This is a genomic window from Modestobacter sp. VKM Ac-2978, from assembly GCF_026968025.1.
Lineage (GTDB): Bacteria > Actinomycetota > Actinomycetes > Mycobacteriales > Geodermatophilaceae > Modestobacter.
Map to the genome: position 1 here is coordinate 584,986 of NZ_JAPVBP010000002.1, position 19,965 is coordinate 604,950.

A 19,965-nucleotide genomic window follows, 5' to 3' on the forward strand; every position below is an offset into this window, starting at 1 on the left:
AGGATCGACAGCACCGGTCCCCGTTCGACAGCACCACCGAGCGACACCGCTGAACGGCCTTCCCCGCCGGTCATGAGAACGACCACGTCGGTCCTTGCCGCCCCGCCTGGCAGGGCCGACGCGACCCGTGAGGAGCACCCCGCACCGTGAGCAGCACCCCGTCCTCAGAGAACTTCGTGCACCTGCACGTGCACACCGAGTACTCGATGCTCGACGGGGCGGCCAAGCTCGGTGAGGTCACCAAGGCCGCGGCCGACGAGGGCATGCCGGCGCTGGCGATGACCGACCACGGCAACGTCTTCGGCGCCTACGACTTCTACAAGACCGCCAAGGCCGCCGGCGTGAAGCCGATCATCGGCATGGAGGGCTACTACACCCCCGGTTCGCGCTTCGACCGCGCCCCGTTCGACTTCGGCGACAAGCTGATCGACGAGGAGGGCGACGGCGGGAACAACCGCGGTAAGGCCGCCTACACGCACATGACCCTGCTGGCGAAGACCACCGAGGGCATGCACAACCTCTTCCGGATCTCCTCGCTGGCCAGCCTGGAGGGCCAGTACCGCAAGCCGCGCTTCGACCGCGACCTGCTGGAGAAGTACGGCAAGGGCCTGATCGCGACCACCGGGTGCCCCTCCGGCGAGGTCAACATGTGGCTGCGCGCGGGCAAGGTGGACCGGGCTCGGCAGGCGGCGGCGGACTTCCAGGACATCTTCGGCAAGGAGAACTTCTACGCCGAGATCATGGACCACGGGCTGTCCATCGAGAAGAGGACCAAGCCGGCCCTGCTGGAGATCGCCAAGGAGCTCGGCATCCCGCTGCTGGGCACCAACGACCTGCACTACACCCACCGTGAGGACGCCCAGGCGCACGACGCCCTGCTGTGCATCCAGACCGGCTCCCGGCTCAACGAGCCCAACCGCTTCAAGTTCAACGGCGACGGCTACTACCTGAAGTCCGCCGCGGAGATGCGCGCGCTGTTCCGCGAGCACCCCGAGGCCTGCGACAACACCCTGCTGATCGCCGAGCAGTGCGAGGTGCAGTTCACCGAGGGCGCCGACCTGATGCCGCGCTTCCCGCTGCCCGAGGGCGAGGACGAGACCTCCTGGTTCGTCAAGGAGGTCGAGGCCGGGCTGCACAAGCGCTACCCGGCCGGGATCCCCGACCACGTCCGCAAGCAGGCCGACTACGAGGTCGGGATCATCACCCAGATGGGCTTCCCGGGGTACTTCCTCGTGGTCGCCGACTTCATCAACTGGGCCAAGGACAACGGCATCCGGGTCGGCCCGGGCCGCGGCTCGGCCGCCGGCTCGATGGCCGCCTTCGCCATGGGCATCACCGACCTCGACCCGCTGCAGCACGGGCTGATCTTCGAGCGGTTCCTCAACCCCGAGCGCGTCTCCATGCCCGACGTCGACATCGACTTCGACGACCGCCGCCGCGGTGAGGTGATCCGCTACGTCTCGGAGAAGTACGGCGAGGAGCGGGTCAGCCAGATCGTCACCTACGGCACGATCAAGGCCAAGGCCGCGATCAAGGACGCCGCCCGGGTGCTCGACCGGCCGTACTCGGTGGGCGACGAGCTGACCAAGCTGATGCCCCCCGGCGTCATGGGCAAGGACATCCCGCTGTCGGGGATCTTCGACCCCAAGCACGAGCGCTACCGGGAGGCCGGGGAGTTCCGGGCCCGCTACGAGTCCGACCCGGGTGCGGCCGAGGTCGTCGACCAGGCGCGCAAGCTCGAGGGGCTGAAGCGGCAGTGGGGCGTGCACGCCGCCGGGGTCATCATCGGCCGGTACCCGCTGATCGACAGCGTGCCGATCATGCGCCGCGAGGCCGACGGCGCGGTGATCACGCAGTTCGACTACCCGACCTGCGAGACCCTCGGCCTGCTCAAGATGGACTTCCTGGGCCTGCGCAACCTGACCGTCATCGACGACGCGTTGCGCAACATCGTGATCAACGGCAAGGACCCGGTCGACCTCGACGAGATCAGCAAGGACCTCACCGACAAGAAGACCTACGAGCTGCTCGGGCGCGGCGACACCCTCGGGGTCTTCCAGTTCGACGGCGGCCCCATGCGGTCGCTGCTGCGGCTGATGCGCCCGGACAACTTCGAGGACATCTCCGCCGTCGGCGCGCTCTACCGGCCCGGCCCGATGGGCGCGAACTCGCACACCAACTACGCGCTGCGCAAGAACGGCCAGCAGGAGATCACCCCGATCCACCCGGAGCTGGCCGAACCGCTCGAGGAGATCCTCGGTCAGACCTACGGCCTGATCGTGTACCAGGAGCAGGTCATGGCGATCGCGCAGAAGGTCGCCGGGTACTCCCTCGGCAAGGCCGACCTGCTGCGCCGCGCGATGGGCAAGAAGAAGAAGTCGGTGCTGGACGCCGAGTACGTCGGCTTCGAGGCCGGGATGAAGGCCAACGGCTACTCCGCCGCCGCGGTCAAGACGCTCTGGGACATCCTGGTCCCCTTCGCCGACTACGCCTTCAACAAGGCGCACTCGGCGGCCTACGGCCTGGTCTCCTACTGGACCGCCTACCTCAAGGCCAACTACCCGGCCGAGTACATGGCCGGGCTGCTCACCAGCGTCGGCGACGACAAGGACCGCCGGCCGGTGTACCTGGCCGAGTGCCGCCGGATGGGCATCAAGGTCCTCCCGCCGGACGTCAACGAGTCCTCCTGGGACTTCACCGCCGTCGGCAACGACATCCGCTTCGGCATGGCCTCGGTGCGCAACGTCGGGACCAACGTCGTCGACTCGATCGTCCGGGCGCGGGAGGAGAAGGGGGCGTTCAAGGACTTCGCCGACTTCATGCGCAAGATCGACACGGTGGCCTGCAACAAGAAGGTCATCGAGTCCCTGGCCAAGGCCGGGGCCTTCGACTCCATGGGCCACTCCCGGCAGGGCATCGCCGCGATCCACGCCAACGCCGTCGACCAGGCGATGGGCGTGAAGCGCAAGGAGGCCGAGGGGCAGTTCGACCTCTTCGGCAGCTTCGGCGAGACCGCCGACGACCCGTTCGGCTCCTCGCTGGACATCGCGATCCCCACCGCCGACTGGTCCAAGTCGGAGAAGCTCGTGTTCGAGCGGGACATGCTCGGCCTCTACGTCTCCGACCACCCGCTGCACGGCGTGGAGCACGTGCTCACCTCGCACGCCGACACCGCGCTGGCCGAGATCCTCTCCGGCGGGGTCGAGGACGGCGCGAACGTCACGATCGCCGGCATCCTCACCGCCGTCGGGCCGCGCACCAACAAGCAGGGTGCGCCGTGGGCCATGGCCACCATCGAGGACCTCGAGGCCGGGCTGGAGGTGCTGTTCTTCCCCAAGACGTGGGAGCAGGTGCAGGACAAGGTGGTCCGCGACCAGATCGTGGTGGTCAAGGGCCGGATCAGCCGTCGGGACGACACCCCCTCGCTGTTCGCCTCCGAGGTGTACATCCCCGAGGTCACCGACGGTCCCCGAGGGCCGGTGCTGGTCTCGATGCCGGCGGCCCGCTGCACCCCGCCGGTGGTGGAGCGGCTCCGCGAGGTCCTGGGCAGCCACCCGGGCACCACCGAGGTACAGCTCAAGCTGCTCAACGGCGGCCGCGAGACGGTCCTGCGGCTGGACCAGGGGCTGCGGGTCCAGCCCAGCACCGCGCTGATGGGCGACATCAAGGCACTGCTGGGCCCCACCAGCGTCGCCCTCCTGTGACGGAGGACCCCGTCCTCCTCGGGACGGGGCCGGCGGTGGGCCCCCGCAGGGGTGCGCTGGGTCGGGCCGCGGGTGCGCGCACGGCCGGGCCAGCGACACTGGACCGGTGACCGATCCCCGCACCGCCGGGCCGGCGCCGGGTGGACCGGCCGGTCCCGGCGCCCCGCCGGCGTCCCGGCTCGCGCCACCCCCACCGGGCTGGGCGCCCCAGCAGCCGGCGAGCCGGGCCGGGTGGGGGCCCGGCCTGCGCGGCAGTCGCGCCGACCTGCGGGCCGGGCTGGTCACCGTCCTGGCGTTGACGGTCGCCGGCCTGGGCGCCGGTGCCCTGTGGGCCTGGCTCGCCCCGCGGGTCGACTACCGGGTCACCGAGAGCCAGCTCGTGCCGGTGGTCGGGGTGCCGAGCGCTGAGGTGTTCATGGCCGACGACGGCGTGTACGTCCTCCTGCTCGCCGGACTGGGGCTCGTGGCCGGCGTCCTGGTGTGGCTGGTGCGCAGCCGTCGCGGGGTGCCTGCGCTGGTCGGCCTGGCCACCGGGATGGTCGGTGCCGGGGCCGTCGCCTGGCAGCTGGGGGAGTGGCTGGGGGCCGGGCCCACCGAGGCGGAGCTGACCGAGGTCGGGGCGACGGTCACCACCGGCGTCGACCTGGGCGCGACCGCGGCGCTGGCCGTCGGCCCCTTCGTCGCCGTCCTCACCTACCTGGTGGCCACCGCGGTCACGCCGGACGACGACCTCGGCCGCCCCGACGACGGTGCCCCGCGGCCCGAGCACCAGCTGCCGCTCCGCCCGCCGCTCCCGCCGGTGCCACCGGCAGCTCCCCGCCGGCCGTAGCAGGAGGACCCCGTCCCCCTCACCCCTCGCACGCTCGGGGCGAGCCTCCGGACAGGGCCGACGCGCAGTCGCCCTTCCCCTAGTTCGGGGTCAGTGGGGTGGCGAACTGGCGCAGCGGCACCGGGACCGCCCCGAGGGTCCGCAGCAGGGTGAGCTCCCGGCGCAGCATCCGGGACTCCATGCCCAGACGGCGGCGGGTCGCGGACTCGGCCAGCAGCGCCTGCCGGTCCTCGGTGGTCAGCAGGGCCACCGAGGCCACCAGGTAGGACAGCCCCCGGGCGTCGTCGCTGACCTCGCGCAGCAGGGCCGCGGTGTCGGCGATCCCGGCCGGGGCGGCGTCGTCCTCGGGCATCAGGTCGTCGGAGGTCAGTGCGTCCAGCACCTCGTCCGGGAGCCCGTCGCCGCCGCCCTGGCGGATGGCGACGTCGGCCACGTACCGGGCGAACAGGTCGCGGACGTTCCCGGCCAACAGCTCCAGCGAGCCGCGGGCCACCTCGGTCACGACGTCGTCGGGCTCGAGCCCGGGGGCGGTGTCCACGCCGATCAGCCCCTCGGCGTCCCCAGCGGCCTCCTCGGCCGCCTCCTCCTCGTGGAGCCACTCGACGACCGCGCGCAGGTACGTCGGCGGGGCGCCGGCGCCGATGTCGGTCTCCCCGCCGCCGGCGGGCACCGCGTGCTCGTCCAGGTCGGCGGGCGCCAGGACCTCGAGGAGCCGGAATCGCTCATCGCCGACGGCCACCACCTGGTACCCGCCGTCGGACTGGGGTGCGACCACGCGCAGCATCGCGGTGCAGCCCACGTCGAACAGGGCCTCGGCCGGCGCGACGCGCTCCACCTCCCAGCCCTGGCGGATCGCCACGACCCCGAATCGGCGCGGTGTCCCCTCCGGGAGCGCGGAGAGGTCGGCGACGAGCTGGCGGTACCGGGGCTCGAAGATCTGCAGCGGCAGGACGACGCCGGGGAAGAGCGGGGTCTCCAGGGGGAACAGCGGGATGACCTCCCGGTCTCCGGTCCCGTCCTCGCCCACGCCCACGCCGGGAGCCTACGGGCAGCGGGGCCGGTGCACCCGCCGTCTACCGTGGGGTGTTCTCCCGTCGTACCCGGAGGTGCTCCGTGCTGTCCCGCATCGACCTGCGTGGTCCTGCTCTGCCCGGGCCGCGTGAGCTCGCCCAGTTGCTGCCGCGCGCCGGCGTCGACATCGACTCGGTGCTGGACGTCGTCCGGCCCATCTGCGAGGACGTGCGGGCGCGCGGCGCCGAGGCGGTCCGTGAGATCACCGCGCGGCTGGACGGCGTCGACGTCCCGGACATGGCCGTGCCGCAGGCCGCGCTGGACGACGCGCTGGCCACCGTCGACCCCGCGGTGCGCGCTGCCCTGGAGGAGTCGATCCGCCGGGTGCGGATCGTGCACGCCGACCAGCGCCGGACCGACGTCACCACCGACGTGGTGCGCGGGGGCACCGTCACCGAGCGCTGGGTACCGGTGCGCCGGGTCGGGCTGTACGTGCCCGGCGGGCTGGCCCCGCTGCTGAGCTCGGTGGTCATGAACGTCGTCCCGGCGCAGCTGGCCGGGGTCACCTCCATCGCGGTGGCCAGCCCGCCGCAGCGGGACAACGGCGGTCTGCCCGACCCCGGGGTGCTCGCGGCGTGCGCCCTGCTGGGCGTCACCGAGGTGTACGCGGTCGGCGGGGCGCAGGCGATCGCCGTCTTCGGCTACGGCGCCGGCTCCTGCGCGCCGGTCGACCTGGTCACCGGGCCGGGCAACGTCTACACGACCGCGGCCAAGCGGCTGCTGCGTGGCCTCATCGGCATCGACTCCGAGGCCGGCCCGACCGAGGTCGCCGTCCTGGCCGACGACACCGCCGACCCGGTGCACGTCGCCGCCGACCTGATCAGCCAGGCCGAGCACGACCCGCTGGCCGGTGCGGTGCTGGTCACCACCAGCGAGGAGCTCGCCGACGCCGTCGGTGAGCTGCTGCCCGGACAGGTGGCGGCCACCAAGCACAGCGACCGGATCACCACCGCGCTCGGGGGCACCCAGTCGGGCATCGTGCTGGTCGACGACCTGGACGCCGGGCTGGCCGTGGTCGACGCCTACGCCGCCGAGCACCTGGAGATCCAGACCCGCGATGCCCGTGAGGTGGCGATGCGGGTGCGCAACGCCGGCGCCGTCTTCGTCGGCCCGTGGGCCCCGGTCTCCCTCGGTGACTACGCGGCCGGCTCCAACCACGTGCTGCCCACCGGCGGCTGCGCCCGGCACTCCAGCGGGCTCAGCGTCCAGACGTTCCTCCGTGGCATCCACGTGGTCGAGTACGACGAGCAGGCCCTCGCCGAGGTCGCCGGGCACATCGACGCCCTGGCAGGAGCCGAGGACCTGCCGGCGCACGCCGCCGCGGTACGGGCCCGGCAGCAGTCGCCGTCCCGGTCGTGACCGCGATGGAGGCGCTCCCGCTGCGGCCGGAGCTGCGTGGCCGGTCGCCGTACGGCGCGCCGCAGCCACCGGCCGAGCACCGGCTCAACACCAACGAAAACCCACACCCGCTGCCCCCGGCGCTGCTGGCGGACCTCCAGGTGGCCCTGGCCGAGGCGGCCACCGGCCTCAACCGCTACCCCGACCGGGACGCCACGGCGTTGCGGGCCGACCTGGCCGCCTACCTGACCCGGACCAGCGGTGAGCAGGTCGACCCGGCGCAGGTGTGGGCGGCCAACGGCTCCAACGAGGTGCTGCAGCAGGTGCTGCAGACCTTCGGCGGCGCGGGCCGGACGGCGCTGGGCTTCACCCCGTCCTACTCGATGCACCCCATCCTCAGCGCGGGCACCGGCACCGCCTGGGTCGACGGGCACCGCCGCGCCGACTTCACCATCGACCCGGCGGCCGCCGCCGCCCAGGTGCGCGAGGTACGGCCGGACGTCGTCTTCGTGACCAGCCCGAACAACCCGACCGGCACCGCGGTGGAGCTGGACACCATCGCCGCGCTCTACGAGGCCACCAGCTACGACGACGGCGCCGGCGTCCTGGTCGTGGACGAGGCCTACACCGAGTTCGCCCGCACCGGCACGGTCTCCGCGCTCTCGCTGCTGCCCGGGCGCCCACGGCTGATCGTCAGCCGCACGATGAGCAAGGCGTTCGGCATGGCGGGGCTGCGGCTGGGCTACCTGGCCGCCGACCCCACCGTGGTCGACGCGCTGCAGCTCGTCCGGCTGCCGTACCACCTCAGCTCGCTGACCCAGGCCGCGGCGCGGGCCGCGCTGGCGCACACCGAGCAGCTGCTGGCCACGGTCGCCCTGGTCAAGGCCGAGCGCGACCGGATCGTCGCCGCACTGCCCGGCATGGGGCTGACCAGCGTGCCCAGCGACGCCAACTTCGTGCTGTTCGGGCACTTCACCGACTCCGCTGCGGCCTGGCAGGCGCTGCTGGACCGCGGGGTGCTCGTGCGCGACGTCGGCCTGCCCGGCTGGCTGCGGGTCACCGCCGGCACGACCGAGGAGACCGACGCGTTCCTCACCGCGCTGGGTGAGGTCGCACCGGCGCACCGCAGCTCTCTGGGAGGATCGCCGGCATGAACCGCACTGCACGGGTCGAGCGCACGACCAAGGAGACCAAGCTCGTGGTCGAGGTCGACCTCGACGGCACGGGGGCGGCCGACGTCGCCACCGGGGTCGGCTTCTACGACCACATGCTCACCGCGCTGTCCAAGCACAGCGGCATCGACCTGACCGTGCACGCCGACGGCGACCTGCACATCGACGCCCACCACACGGTCGAGGACGTCGCCATCGCACTCGGCCAGGCCTTCGCCGAGGCGCTCGGTGACAAGCGCGGCATCACCCGCTACGGCGACGCCACCATCCCGATGGACGAGGTGCTGGTGCAGGCCGCCGTCGACCTCTCCGGCCGGCCGTACTTCGTGCACGCCGAACCCGAGAACATGACGCCGATGATCGGGCCCGACTACCCGACCAGCCTCACCAAGCACGTGCTGGAGTCCTTCGCGTTCAACGCGCGGATCAGCCTGCACGTGCGGGTGCTCTACGCCGGCCGGGACGCCCACCACATCGTCGAGGGGCAGTTCAAGGCCCTGGCCCGTGCGCTGCGCACCGCCGTCGCCCTCGACCCGCGGGTCACCGACGTGCCCTCGACCAAGGGCGCTCTGTGAGCTCGTGAGCTTCGGCGTCGCGCTCATGGTCGTCGGCGGTTTCCTGCTCGGCGGCGCCTACAGCATCTTCAAGGCCGACTCCGACACCGACGGGCGCACCGGCGTGCAGGTGGCCTTCGCCGTCATCCTGCTGGTCGCCGCCCTGCTGGCGACGGCGGCCGGCGTCCTGCGCCTGGTCTAGGGGCGGTCGCCCCGCAGCCCGGGAATGCCGGCGGGCCGCGGACGGCTGGTGGGTAGCGTGGCAGCTGTGAAGAAGGTCGTCGTCCTCGACTACGGGTCGGGCAACCTGCGCTCGGCAGAGCGCGCACTGACCCGGGTGGGCGCCGACGTGACCGTGTCCGCCGACCCGGAGGTCGCGCTGGAGGCCGACGGTCTCGTCGTCCCCGGGGTGGGCGCCTACGCCGCCTGCATGGACGGGCTGCGGGCCGTCGACGGGCCCAAGGTCATCGGGCGCCGTCTCGCCGGTGGGCGTCCGGTGCTCGGCATCTGCGTGGGCATGCAGATCCTGTTCGAGCGGGGCGTCGAGCACGGCCAGGACACCGAGGGCTGCGGGGAGTGGCCCGGCGTCGTCGAGCAGCTGCACGCGCCGGTGCTCCCGCACATGGGCTGGAACACCGTCTCCTCGCCGGAGGGCTCGAAGCTGTTCGCCGGCCTGGAGGGGCAGCGCTTCTACTTCGTGCACTCCTACGGGGTCCGGGAGTTCCCGCTCGCCGAGCCCGGCGTCACCGGCCGGCTGACCCCGCCGGCGGTCACCTGGGCCGAGCACGGCGACCGGTTCGTCGCCGGGGTGGAGAACGGGCCGCTGTCAGCGACCCAGTTCCACCCGGAGAAGAGCGGTGACGCCGGCGCCGCACTGCTCACCAACTGGCTCGACAGCATCTGACCGCGATCCTCCGGACCGCACCACGGTCAGGTGCGGTGCCCGTCGTGCGCTGAGTCGTTTCGTCGGTCGGCGTCGGGAGCCTCCGGCTCCGGCGACGACGACCGACAGCGGCCTCGCGGCCGCGACCCCTAACTCCGCAGGTAGCTGGCGCCGTTGACGTCGATGATCGTGCCGGTGGAGAACCGGGCGCCGGGGGAGGCCAGCCACAGCACCGCGGAGGCGACCTCGGCGGGGTCGGCGACCCGGCCGTAGGGCGACTGGGCCCGGACGGCGTCCCCACCCGGACCGTCGAGGACCTCGCGGGCCATCTCGGTCTGCACGAACCCGGGGGCCACGGTGCCCACGGAGATGCCGTGCGGGGCCAGCGCGAGCGCCATCGACTGGCCGAAGGCGTTCAGCCCGGCCTTGGACGCGCCGTAGGCGGGGTTGTTCGGCTCGCCCCGGAACGCGCCCCGGCTGGAGACGTTGACCACCGCGCCCCCGCCGGCGGCGATCAGGTGCGGCAGCGCCCGGAACGTCGCGTTGGCCGGGCCGACCAGGTTCACCGCCAGGGTGTGCTGCCAGGCCGCCTGCCACTCGTCGTAGCTGGTCTCCAGCGGCGGGTGCGCGGTGAAGACACCGGCGTTGTTGACCAGCACGTGCAGCCCGCCCAGCGCCTCGGCGGCCTCGTCGACCATCCGGCCCACGGCGTCGGGGTCGGTGAGGTCGGCCTGCACCAGCACGTGCCCGTCGCCGGGCAGCTCGGCGAGCACCTGCTCGGCCCGCTCCCGGGAGCCGCCCCAGTGCACCGCCACCCGGTCGCCCTGGGCGGCGAACGCGAGTGCGATCGCGCGGCCGATGCCGCGGGAGGCGCCGGTCACCAGGACGGCGCGCGAGGTCGGGGTCTGCGGGTCCACGAGGGGAGTCAACCAGTCACCAGCTGCCGCGGTGGACGACCTCGTCCACCCCCCGCCGACCGCGGTCGAGCGACGGCGACCGCTTGTCCTCGGTGCCGGGGTAGCCGACGGAGACGCAGCCGATCGGCGTGTACGCGGCCGGCACCCCGAAGGCCTCGCGGAAGGCGGCGATGCGCTCCGGCGGGACGCCGAAGAAGCACGCGCCCAGCCCCTCGTCGACCGCGGTGAGCAGCATCAGCAGCGACGCCATCCCGGTGTCGACGTCCCAGTAGGGCACCGGCCAGCGGGCCTCGTCGCGGTCGGTCCAGCCCTTGTCGGACTCCGCGTAGCGCTCCAGGTAGGCGGCCTTGTGCGACAGCGGCACGACCAGCAGCGGCGCGCGGCGCATCCGGGTCAACCAGCCGTCGGGCGCACCGGGACCGGTGGTCGCGGCCCAGAAGCGGTCGCGTTCCGCCGGCGTCTCCAACACCAGGAACGCCCAGCCCTGGCTGAACCCGGCCGACGGCGCCCGGATCGCGTGCTCGAGCAGCCGCTCGCGGACCTCGGCGGGCACCGGCCGGTCGGGGTCGTAGTCACGCACCATGCGGCGCCGGCGGACGACGTCCCTGAACTCCATGGGCCCCACCCTGCCGCAGCGGTCCGACAGGTCAGGCCACCCGGCCGAGCCGGGCCAGCAGGCGGGCCTCCCGGTCGGCGTCCGCGGGCACGTCCAGGGCCGGGCGGCAGATGCCCTCCATGTGGAGGGCATCTCCGAAGCCGTCCGCGCCGGCCTCGACCCGGTCCAGCTCCTCGTCGGTGAGGTCGTCGTCGGCGCCGACGGCGCGGGCGACGTCCCAGCGGTGCACGACCATGTCCCACACGTAGAACTGCTCGAAGGCGGCGCCGACCGTGGTGCGCCCGAAGAAGCCGTCGAACTCCCGGGAGGCCACGGCGTCGTCGGACACGGCCTCGGTGACCCGCTCCGCGTGCGCGCGCCACGCGGCGGCCGGGGCGGCGGCCACGTCGGGTGCCTCACCCAGGTCCACGCCGTGCGTGGTGAGGAACTCCCGCTGCGTCCCGATCACGTGCCCGACGACGTCGGCGGCGGTCCAGCCCTCGCACGGGGACGGGCGCGACCAGCCGGTCGGGGGCACGGTGTCCAGCAGCGCGGTGAGGGGACGGTCGGCTGCCGCGTAGCTCGTGGCGGTGGAGGTCATGCCCGGGAACCTAGGAGCGTGCGGCAGGCTCGGTCTTGATGAAAGCCGACAGCGGGCCCCCGGGCAGCGGGACGACCCCGCGGGACGCCGTCGAGCGCGCCCACCTCAAGGAGCCGGACGACGTCTCGCACGTCATGTACCGGTACCCGGTGGAGCCCGGGTTCGACGGGCTGCTGCAGCGGTTCTGGATCCCGGTCTGGTCGGTGCCCGCGGGGCGCGAGGCGCCGCAGCGGGTCCTGCAGTACCCGGTGTCGCTGGTCGTCGTGGCCGCCGACTACGCCCGCTTCTACGGCGTGGTCTCCGGGCTGTCCACCACGACGCTGACCGGCAGCGGGTGGGCGGTCGGGGTGATGTGCGCACCCGCCGCCGGCTCGCTCATCGCCGGCGGGCCGATGAGCGACCACACCGACCGGCACGTCGACGTGGCCGACGTCCTCGGTCCGGCGGGGGAGACCCTGACCGCCCGGGTCCGCGCCGCGATGGCCCCCGACCCGCATGCCCCGGCCGCGCACTCCGCCGCCATGACGGCCTTCGGCGCCGCACTGCGACCGCTGCTGCCGGTCGACGCCGACGGGGAGCTGGTCAACCGCGTGGTGGCGTACGTGGAGGGCGACCGCGAGGTCCTCCGCGTCGGCCAGGTCTGCGCGCAGTTCGGCCTCTCCGAGCGGGCCCTGCAGCGGCTGGTCCACCGCCGACTCGGGCTGACCCCGAAGTGGCTGATCCAGCGACGCCGGCTGCAGGAGGCCGCGGAGCGGCTGCGCGCGGGCCCGGCCGACCTCGCGGGGGTGGCCGCGGCGCTCGGCTACGCCGACCAGGCGCACTTCACCCGCGACTTCGCCCGCGTCACCGGCGTCCCACCGGGGCAGTTCGCCGCCCGCTACGGGCCCGGCGGCTCACGCGGGCCCGGGAGCGGCGTCTCCTAGGCTGTGCCCGTGCCGAAGCTCCAGCTGCTCCCTGCCGTCGACGTCGCCGACGGCCTCGCCGTCCGCCTGGTCCAGGGGGAGGCCGGCAGCGAGACCTCCTACGGCGACCCGCTCGAGGCGGCGCTGGCCTGGCAGCGCGACGGCGCCGAGTGGGTGCACCTGGTCGACCTGGACGCTGCCTTCGGGCGTGGCTCCAACCGCGAGCTGCTGGCCCGCGTGGTCGGTGAGCTGGACGTCGACGTGGAGCTCTCCGGTGGCATCCGGGACGACGAGTCGTTGACGGCCGCGCTGGCCACCGGCTGCCGGCGGGTCAACCTGGGCACCGCCGCGCTGGAGTCCCCGGAGTGGTGCGCGCGGGCGATCGCCGAGCACGGCGACCGGGTCGCCGTCGGCCTGGACGTGCGCGGCACCCGGCTGGCCGCCCGCGGCTGGACCAAGGAGGGCGGCGAGCTGTACGAGACCCTCGCCCGGCTGGACGCCGAGGGGTGCGCCCGCTACGTCGTCACCGACATCACCAAGGACGGCACGCTGCGCGGCCCGAACCTGGACCTGCTGCGCGAGGTCTGCGCGGCCACGCCGCGTCCGGTGGTCGCCTCCGGCGGCGTCAGCTCGCTGGAGGACATCCGCGCGCTGGCCGCACTGACCGAGGTCGGCGTCGAGGGCTCGATCGTCGGCAAGGCGCTCTACGCCGGCCAGTTCACCCTGCCCGAGGCGCTGGCGCTGACCGAAGAACTGGCATGACCGCGCTCCGGCTGGGCTCGGGGGCTCCCTGGGAGGCGGTCGTCGGCTACAGCCGCGTCGTCGTCGCCGGCGACACCGCGTACGTCAGCGGCACCACCGCGACCGTCGACGGGCAGGTGGTGCACCCGGGCGACGCCGGTGCCCAGACCCGGGTGGCGCTGGAGACGATCATGCGCTCGCTGGCCGACGCCGGGTTCGCCCCGGGCGACGTCGTCCGCACCCGGCTGTACGTCACCGACATCAGCCGCTGGGAGGAGGTCGGGCGGGTGCACGGGGAGTTCTTCCGTGACGTCCGGCCGGCCACCGCGATGGTGCAGGTGGCCGCCCTGATCGACCCGGCGATGCTGGTGGAGATCGAGGCCGACGCGGTGCGGGGTGCGGCATGAGCCTGGCCGTGCGGGTGATCCCCTGCCTGGACGTCGACGCCGGCCGGGTGGTGAAGGGCGTCAACTTCGTCGACCTGGTCGACGCCGGTGACCCGGTGGAGATGGCCCGGGTCTACGACGCCGAGGGTGCCGACGAGCTGACCTTCCTGGACATCACCGCCAGTTCCAGTGACCGGGAGACCACCTACGACGTCGTCCGGCGCACGGCGGAGAGCGTGTTCATCCCGCTCACCGTCGGCGGTGGGGTGCGCAGCGTCGCCGACGTCGACCGGCTGCTGCGCAACGGGGCGGACAAGATCGCGGTGAACACCGCGGCGGTCACCCGGCCGGAGCTGATCGCCGAGATCGCCGACCGGTTCGGCAACCAGGTGCTCGTGCTGTCGCTGGACGCGCGCCGCGTCCGGGACGGGGTGCAGACCGACTCCGGCTTCGAGGTCACCACCCACGGTGGCCGGCGCGGCACCGGCCGGGACGCCGTGGAGTGGGTGGTGCAGGCCGCGCAGCTGGGCGTCGGTGAGGTGCTGCTGAACTCGATGGACGCCGACGGCACCCGCGCCGGCTTCGACACCGACCTGATCTCCGCCGTCCGCCGCGAGGTGACCGTGCCGCTGATCGCCAGCGGGGGAGCGGGCGCGGTCGACCACTTCCCGCCGGCGGTGGCCGCCGGCGCCGACGCGGTCCTGGCCGCCAGCGTCTTCCACTTCGGGCAGCTGCGGGTCGGCGACGTCAAGCAGGGGCTCGCCGCCGCCGGGGTGCCGATCCGGCAGGAGGCCGACCGCCCGCTGCGGTGAGTGGGGGGTCAGTCGACGGTGAGGTCCACGCAGGCGACCTCGCGGCGGCCGCTCACCCAGAGCAGCACCTCCAGCGGGGCGCCGGTCACCGTCGTCGTCGGCTCACCGTCGTGCAGCCGGCGCTCGCTGCCCGCCGAGCCGTCGGGCACGTCGCTGCGCCGCACCAGCAGGCCGGCCGTCGGCCGCTGCGACGCCTGGCCGCGGGCCAGGACCGGCACGCTCTTCCACAGCTGGTCCTGCACCTGCCGGGGCAGCTCCCGCGGTGCCCACCCGGGCTGTGCCCGCCGCACGTCCTCGTGGTGGATCACCATCTCGGCGGTGTTCACCAGCCGGTCCACCGCCGGCCAGGAGGTGGGCACCCAGGTCGGCGGGCCCGACCGGACCTCGGCGACCAGCCGGCCGTAGTCCTGCCGCTCCCGGGCCCGGCCGTGGACCTTGTCCGTCCACCGCGCGAACGGCCCGCCCAGCACGAACCCCGGCATGGCATCGGGGCGACGGTCGCGTACGACCAGGTGGGCGGCCATGTCCTGGGTCGCCCAGCCCTCGCAGCAGGTGGGCCGATCGGGCCCCAGCTGCTCCAGCAGGTCGGCCAGCGCGGCCCGCTCCGACTGGGACACGGGCACGGCGGAGGTCGGCACCAGCCGAGGTTATCGCCGTTCCGGCACCGACGGCCCGCCGACGAGACCGGCTCGTGACCGACGCCCCGGGCCCCGGCCTCCGGGCCGCCGCGAGGCTCCCGGCAATTCCGTTAGGGGTCCTAAGGAACGCGAGTACGCTGACCGCACCGACCGCTCGACCCCCTGGAGGACCCCTGTGCCGCGCCGCAGAGACGCCGTCGTCCGGCGCGGGCTCCGTCACGTGCGCCGCGCCGTGCGCGAGCAACCGGGCATCTTCGCGCTGGCGTTCCTGGGCAGCAGCCTCTACGGCGGGATGACCGTCGCCAGCGCCTACGTCATCGGTGGGATCACCACCCGGGTGCTGCTGCCGGCCTTCGACGAGGGGGCGACCACCACGGCCGCGCTGACCCTCGCCGCGCTGGCGATCCTCGTCGTCGCCGTCCTGAAGATCGTCGGGATCATCGGCCGGCGGCTGTTCGCCGGGATGATGGCCTACCGGCTGCAGGCCGACTACCGCCGCCGGGTCACCGGCCAGTACCTCCGGCTGCCGCTGTCCTGGCACCAGCGGCACCCCACCGGGCAGCTGCTGTCCAACGCCAACTCCGACGTCGAGTCGGCCTGGTTCTTCGTCCAGCCGCTGCCCTTCGCCTGTGGCGCGCTGGTCATGGTGGCCATCACCAGCGTCGCGCTGGTGCTCACCGACCCCCTGCTCGCGCTGGTCGGGCTGGTCGTCTTCCCCCTGGTGTTCGTGATGAACGCCGTCTACAGCCAGGTCATGTCGCCCCGGATGGCGCGTGCCCAGCAGCTCCGCGCCGAGGTCAGCGAGATCGCCCACGAGAGCTTCGACGCCGCACTCGTCGTCAAGACGCTGGGCCGGGAGACCACCGAGACCGACCGGTTCGCGGTGAAGGCCGACGAGCTGCGCGACGGGCTGATCTCCGTCGGCCGGGTCCGGGGCCTGTTCGACCCGCTGATGGAGGCGCTGCCGAACCTGGGCACGCTGGCGGTGCTGTTCATCGGGGCCCAGCGGGTCGTCGCCGGTGCCGCCGACGCCGGCGACCTGGTCTCCATCGCCTACCTGTTCACCCTGCTGGCCCTGCCGATCCGCGCCATCGGCTGGGTGCTGGCCGACCTGCCCCGGGCGATGGCCGGGTTCGACCGGGTGACCCCCGTGCTCGAGGCCACCGGGGAGATCCCGCACGGGCCCGACTCGGCGCCCGCCGGCGACCAGGGCGCCGTGCTCGAACTGCAGGACGTCTCCTTCCGCTACGGCGGTGCCGCGCGCCCGACCCTGGACGGCGTCACCTTCGACGTCGCCGCGGGGCGCACGCTCGCCGTCGTCGGCCCGACCGGCGCCGGCAAGTCCACCCTCGCCGGGCTGCTGGTGCGGCTGACCGACCCGGACTCCGGGGCGGTGCTGCTCGACGGGGTCGACCTGCGCACCCTCCGCGAGGGCCAGGTCAGCGACCAGGTGGCGTTCGTCGCCCAGACGACCTTCCTGTTCGACGACACCGTCCGCGACAACGTGACCCTCGGCGGGCCGTACACCGACGAGCAGGTGCACGAGGCGCTGCGCGTCGCGGCCGCCGACGACTTCATCGGCCGGCTCCCCGACGGCCTGGACACCCGGGTCGGCGAGCGCGGCGCCAGCCTCTCCGGCGGCCAGCGGCAGCGGCTTGCGCTGGCCCGTGCCATCGTCCGCCGTCCCCGGCTGCTGGTGATGGACGACGCGACCAGTGCGGTCGACCCGTCGGTGGAGGCCCGGATCCTGGACGCGCTGCGCGCGACCGACCGGCCGGCCACTGTCGTCGTGGTCGCCTACCGGCAGGCCACCATCGCGCTGGCCGACGAGGTGCTCTGGCTGGAGGCCGGCCGGCTCGTCGCCCGCGGCACGCACGCCGAGCTGCTCGCCCAGGTGCCCGGCTACGCCCGCCTGGTGCACGCCTACCAGCCGCCCGAGCCCGGCCCGGCCGAGCGCGCCCCCGCGGAGGTGTCGGCGTGAGCGACCAGCCGATGCTGGCCACCGACCGCCGGTCGGAGAGCGCCACGGCGACCCTGCGCCGGGGTCTGCGGATGATGCCGGAGTTCCGCCAGGGGCTGCCCGCCACGTTCGCGCTGGCCCTGATCGCCACCGCCGGCCGGGTGGTCGTCCCGATCGCGGTGCAGCAGACCCTGGACCGAGGGCTCGGCGCACCCGGCGGCCCGGACATCGACCTGGTCCGCGACCTGGTCGCGGTCTGCGCGGTCGTCGTGCTGATCACCAGCTTCGCCGTCTACCGGATGAACGTCCGGCTGTTCCGCACGACCGAGACGGCGCTGGCCGGGCTCCGGGTGCGGGCGTTCCGGCACGTGCACGACCTGTCGGTGCTGCACCAGCAGGGCCAGCGGCGGGGCTCGCTGGTCTCCCGGGTGACCAGCGACGTCGACCAGCTGTCGGTGTTCATGCAGTGGGGCGGGGTGCTCGGGCTGGTCAGCCTCGGCCAGCTCGTGGTGGCCACCGTCGTCATGGCGGTCTACTCCTGGCAGCTCACCCTGCTGGTGCTGGTCTGCTTCATCCCGCTGGCCGTGGCGATCAAGTTCTTCGCCCGCCGCCTCGCCGAGGTCTACGGCGTCGTGCGCGAACGGGTCGGCGACGTGCTGGCCGCGGTGGGGGAGTCGGTCGTCGGTGCGCCGACCGTGCGGGCCTACGGCGTCCGTGCCCGGACGGCGGCCCGCCTCGACGGCGCCATCGACCGGCACTACCGCGCCTCGGTGCACGCGCAGAAGGTGACCGCCGGCGTCTACGTCAGCGGCGAGTTCATCGCCGCCGTCGCCAACGCGGCGGTCGTCGTGGTCGGCGTGCTGCTCGGCATCGCCGGGGACATCAGCGCCGGCACTCTGGTCGCCTTCCTCTTCCTGGTCACGCTGTTCGTCGCGCCGGTGCAGACCGCCAGTGAGGTGCTGAACGAGGCGCAGAACGCCGTCGCCGGGTTCCGCCGGGTGCTCGACGTGCTGGACACCGAGCCCGACGTCCAGGACCCCGCCGACGGCCGGCCGCTGCCCGACGGGCCGCTGGACGTGCGCTTCGACGCCGTCTCCTTCGCCTACGGGGCGGGGGCCGCCAAGGCCCTGGACGGCGTCGACCTGACCATCGCCGCCCGGACCCGCATCGCGATCGTCGGGGAGACCGGGTCGGGCAAGACGACGTTCGCCAAGCTCGTCACCCGGCTGATGGACCCCACCGGGGGCCGGGTGCTGGTCGGTGGCGTGCCGCTGGACGAGGTGGCCTTCGCCTCGTTGCGCGAACGGGTCGTGATGGTGCCGCAGGACGGGTTCCTGTTCGACGCCTCGGTGGCCGACAACGTGCGCTACGGCCGGCCGGACCTGACCGACGCGGCGATCGTCGCCGCCTTCGACGAGCTGGGCCTGCGGGACTGGCTCGACGGGCTGCCCGACGGCGTCGGCACCCCGGTCGGCCAGCGCGGGGAGTCGCTGTCGGCGGGGGAGCGGCAGCTAGTCGCGGTGGCCCGCGCCTACGTCGCCGACCCGGACCTGCTGGTGCTGGACGAGGCGACCAGTGCGGTCGACCCGGCCACCGAGATGCGGCTGACCCGGGCGCTGGACGCGCTGACGAGCGGGCGCACCACGCTGACCATCGCGCACCGGCTGTCCACCGCGGAGCGGGCCGACGAGGTGTTGGTCGTGGACGCCGGCCGGGTCGTCCAGCGCGGCACGCACGCCCAGCTCGTGGACGCCGACGGGCCCTACGCGCGGCTGCACGCCTCGTGGCGCCGCAGCTCCGGCCGGCAGCCCGAACCCGCCGCCTGACCCGCCCGTCCGGTGCCGGTGGGGCGGGTGGGACGACGATCCCGCCCGCCCGCCGCCCGAGCGGCCCGGGGACCCGCGCCGAGGCCCTACCGTCCGGCCGTGTCCTCCGAGTCCGCCAGCCGCCGTCCGCCGCTGCTCGCCCTGGTCGCCGTGCTGGGGGCGGTGCTCACCGCGTTGCTGACCGGCTTCTTCAGCGTCATCGCCCTGGCCTTCTCCAACGGGCAGTACGACGGCGGCACCTGGCTGGTGATCGCCACGCCCGTGCTGCTCGCGGCCTGGCTGCTGACCGGCGCACTGCTGCTGCTGATCGGCCGCTCCTGGCTGGCGCTGCTCGTGCCGGCCGCCGTCCTGTTCGGCCTGGTCGTCTGGGGGACCATCGCCGCCGGGCTCGGGGCGGACACCGACGGGTTCGTGGTGCTGATGTGGCTGCTGCCGGCCGGCACCGCGGTGCTCGCCGGGCTCCCCGGCGTCCGCCGATGGGTCGCCGCCCGGCGGGGCGCCCGACTGTCCACAGATCGCGGCTGACCACCCCGTGCGCCGGCGGGCGCCCCTAGCGTCCGGAGGGTGCCTGAGACGGACGACGACCCCCCGATGACCGCGCTCCTCGCCGGCCTGGCGGGCGGGGTGAGCGCGGTCCCCCTCCTGTTCATGGCGCTGATCACCTACAGCTACGCACCGGACCTCGACCCGGTCGAGCGGTGGTCCTGGCCGTTGCTGCTCGCGCTCGCGGTCGGGCACCTGGTCGGTGCTGCACGGCTCACCCGGCAGCGGGGCCACCGGCTGCTGGTCGGGGTCGCGGTGGCCACCCTGGTCAGCTACCCGCTGCTGGTGGTCGTGAGCTCGGCGGGACAGCCGGAGCCGGTGGGCGACGTGGTCGCCGCGCTGGCCGTCGTGCTGGCCGGTCCGCTGCTGGCCGCGCTGCTCGGGTCGTCGTCCGGCGCGCGGCGCTGGGCCGACCGGCCCGCCGGGGTCCCTCCCAGCTGACCACGCCCAGCAGGCCCGGCCGGGCTGCGCGCACCCGACCCGCCCGGACGAC

Annotated in this window: 20 protein-coding genes; 15 read left to right on the plus strand and 5 right to left on the minus strand. The window is 73.9% G+C overall.

Annotated elements, in window-relative coordinates:
• Positions 1–146: 146 nt before the first annotated feature.
• Entirely contained in the window at positions 147–3,704 is a 3,558-nt protein-coding gene (gene dnaE / locus O2W53_RS06605; RefSeq protein WP_269162206.1) for a DNA polymerase III subunit alpha, read from the plus strand.
• A gap of 106 nt (positions 3,705–3,810) precedes the next feature.
• On the plus strand, positions 3,811–4,533 hold the full coding sequence (locus O2W53_RS06610) for a DUF2567 domain-containing protein (protein WP_269162207.1): 723 nt from the start codon (positions 3,811–3,813) through the stop codon (positions 4,531–4,533).
• Between the two features lie 79 nt (positions 4,534–4,612).
• Here O2W53_RS06610 and O2W53_RS06615 read toward each other — a convergent pair whose 3' ends face one another.
• Positions 4,613–5,566 (minus strand): LON peptidase substrate-binding domain-containing protein, encoded by a 954-nt coding sequence (locus O2W53_RS06615; RefSeq protein ID WP_269162208.1) that lies wholly within the window; start codon positions 5,564–5,566, stop codon positions 4,613–4,615.
• A gap of 80 nt (positions 5,567–5,646) precedes the next feature.
• Here O2W53_RS06615 and hisD point away from each other — a divergent pair, with 80 nt between their 5' ends.
• The 5 genes from hisD (at position 5,647) to hisH (ending at position 9,572) form a co-directional block, all read left to right on the plus strand.
• Positions 5,647–6,963, plus strand: a complete 1,317-nt coding sequence (hisD, locus tag O2W53_RS06620; protein ID WP_269162209.1) for a histidinol dehydrogenase — start codon at positions 5,647–5,649, stop codon at positions 6,961–6,963.
• A 5-nt stretch (positions 6,964–6,968) separates the two neighbouring features.
• A complete protein-coding gene (locus tag O2W53_RS06625) occupies positions 6,969–8,096 on the plus strand; it encodes a histidinol-phosphate transaminase (protein ID WP_269162380.1) in 1,128 nt (375 codons plus the stop codon).
• Positions 8,093–8,689 carry an imidazoleglycerol-phosphate dehydratase HisB gene (gene hisB, locus O2W53_RS06630; RefSeq protein WP_269162210.1) on the plus strand — a complete coding sequence of 199 codons (597 nt, stop codon included), beginning with the start codon at positions 8,093–8,095 and terminating at the stop codon, positions 8,687–8,689. The genes O2W53_RS06625 and hisB overlap by 4 nt, the downstream gene beginning before the upstream one ends.
• 4 nt (positions 8,690–8,693) lie before the next feature.
• Positions 8,694–8,870 (plus strand): hypothetical protein, encoded by a 177-nt coding sequence (locus tag O2W53_RS06635; protein WP_269162211.1) that lies wholly within the window; start codon positions 8,694–8,696, stop codon positions 8,868–8,870.
• A gap of 66 nt (positions 8,871–8,936) precedes the next feature.
• Entirely contained in the window at positions 8,937–9,572 is a 636-nt protein-coding gene (hisH, locus tag O2W53_RS06640; protein WP_269162212.1) for an imidazole glycerol phosphate synthase subunit HisH, read from the plus strand.
• A gap of 128 nt (positions 9,573–9,700) precedes the next feature.
• Here hisH and O2W53_RS06645 read toward each other — a convergent pair whose 3' ends face one another.
• From O2W53_RS06645 to O2W53_RS06655, 3 genes are read right to left on the minus strand one after another with little or no spacing between them, the layout of a single operon-like run.
• Positions 9,701–10,468 (minus strand): SDR family NAD(P)-dependent oxidoreductase, encoded by a 768-nt coding sequence (locus O2W53_RS06645; RefSeq protein WP_269162213.1) that lies wholly within the window; start codon positions 10,466–10,468, stop codon positions 9,701–9,703.
• A 16-nt stretch (positions 10,469–10,484) separates the two neighbouring features.
• A complete protein-coding gene (locus O2W53_RS06650; RefSeq protein WP_269162214.1) occupies positions 10,485–11,084 on the minus strand; it encodes a nitroreductase family protein in 600 nt (199 codons plus the stop codon).
• A 31-nt stretch (positions 11,085–11,115) separates the two neighbouring features.
• Positions 11,116–11,664 (minus strand): TIGR03086 family metal-binding protein, encoded by a 549-nt coding sequence (locus O2W53_RS06655; RefSeq protein WP_269162215.1) that lies wholly within the window; start codon positions 11,662–11,664, stop codon positions 11,116–11,118.
• Between the two features lie 38 nt (positions 11,665–11,702).
• Here O2W53_RS06655 and O2W53_RS06660 point away from each other — a divergent pair, with 38 nt between their 5' ends.
• Genes O2W53_RS06660 through hisF form a run of 4 tightly spaced genes read left to right on the plus strand, consistent with a single transcriptional unit; the run spans position 11,703 to position 14,505 of the window.
• Positions 11,703–12,587, plus strand: a complete 885-nt coding sequence (locus O2W53_RS06660) for a helix-turn-helix domain-containing protein (protein ID WP_269162217.1) — start codon at positions 11,703–11,705, stop codon at positions 12,585–12,587.
• 9 nt (positions 12,588–12,596) lie between these two features.
• Complete coding sequence (gene priA, locus O2W53_RS06665) at positions 12,597–13,328, plus strand: bifunctional 1-(5-phosphoribosyl)-5-((5-phosphoribosylamino)methylideneamino)imidazole-4-carboxamide isomerase/phosphoribosylanthranilate isomerase PriA (RefSeq protein ID WP_269162218.1); 732 nt, start codon at positions 12,597–12,599, stop codon at positions 13,326–13,328.
• Positions 13,325–13,714: a RidA family protein gene (locus O2W53_RS06670; protein WP_269162219.1), complete on the plus strand. Its 390-nt coding sequence runs from the start codon at positions 13,325–13,327 to the stop codon at positions 13,712–13,714. The genes priA and O2W53_RS06670 overlap by 4 nt, the downstream gene beginning before the upstream one ends.
• The gene (hisF, locus tag O2W53_RS06675) at positions 13,711–14,505 is read left to right on the plus strand and encodes an imidazole glycerol phosphate synthase subunit HisF (protein ID WP_269162220.1); all 795 of its coding nucleotides are present in this window, start codon (positions 13,711–13,713) and stop codon (positions 14,503–14,505) included. The genes O2W53_RS06670 and hisF overlap by 4 nt, the downstream gene beginning before the upstream one ends.
• Before the next feature lie 8 nt (positions 14,506–14,513).
• Here hisF and O2W53_RS06680 read toward each other — a convergent pair whose 3' ends face one another.
• On the minus strand, positions 14,514–15,143 hold the full coding sequence (locus O2W53_RS06680) for a TIGR03085 family metal-binding protein (RefSeq protein ID WP_269162221.1): 630 nt from the start codon (positions 15,141–15,143) through the stop codon (positions 14,514–14,516).
• Positions 15,144–15,375: 232 nt separating this feature from the next.
• Here O2W53_RS06680 and O2W53_RS06685 point away from each other — a divergent pair, with 232 nt between their 5' ends.
• The 4 genes from O2W53_RS06685 (at position 15,376) to O2W53_RS06700 (ending at position 19,913) form a co-directional block, all read left to right on the plus strand.
• Positions 15,376–17,124: an ABC transporter ATP-binding protein gene (locus O2W53_RS06685; RefSeq protein WP_269162222.1), complete on the plus strand. Its 1,749-nt coding sequence runs from the start codon at positions 15,376–15,378 to the stop codon at positions 17,122–17,124.
• Positions 17,121–18,929: an ABC transporter ATP-binding protein gene (locus O2W53_RS06690; RefSeq protein ID WP_269162223.1), complete on the plus strand. Its 1,809-nt coding sequence runs from the start codon at positions 17,121–17,123 to the stop codon at positions 18,927–18,929. The genes O2W53_RS06685 and O2W53_RS06690 overlap by 4 nt, the downstream gene beginning before the upstream one ends.
• 99 nt (positions 18,930–19,028) lie before the next feature.
• Positions 19,029–19,454 (plus strand): hypothetical protein, encoded by a 426-nt coding sequence (locus O2W53_RS06695; RefSeq protein ID WP_269162224.1) that lies wholly within the window; start codon positions 19,029–19,031, stop codon positions 19,452–19,454.
• A 39-nt stretch (positions 19,455–19,493) separates the two neighbouring features.
• Positions 19,494–19,913, plus strand: a complete 420-nt coding sequence (locus tag O2W53_RS06700) for a hypothetical protein (RefSeq protein WP_269162225.1) — start codon at positions 19,494–19,496, stop codon at positions 19,911–19,913.
• Positions 19,914–19,965 lie beyond the last annotated feature (52 nt).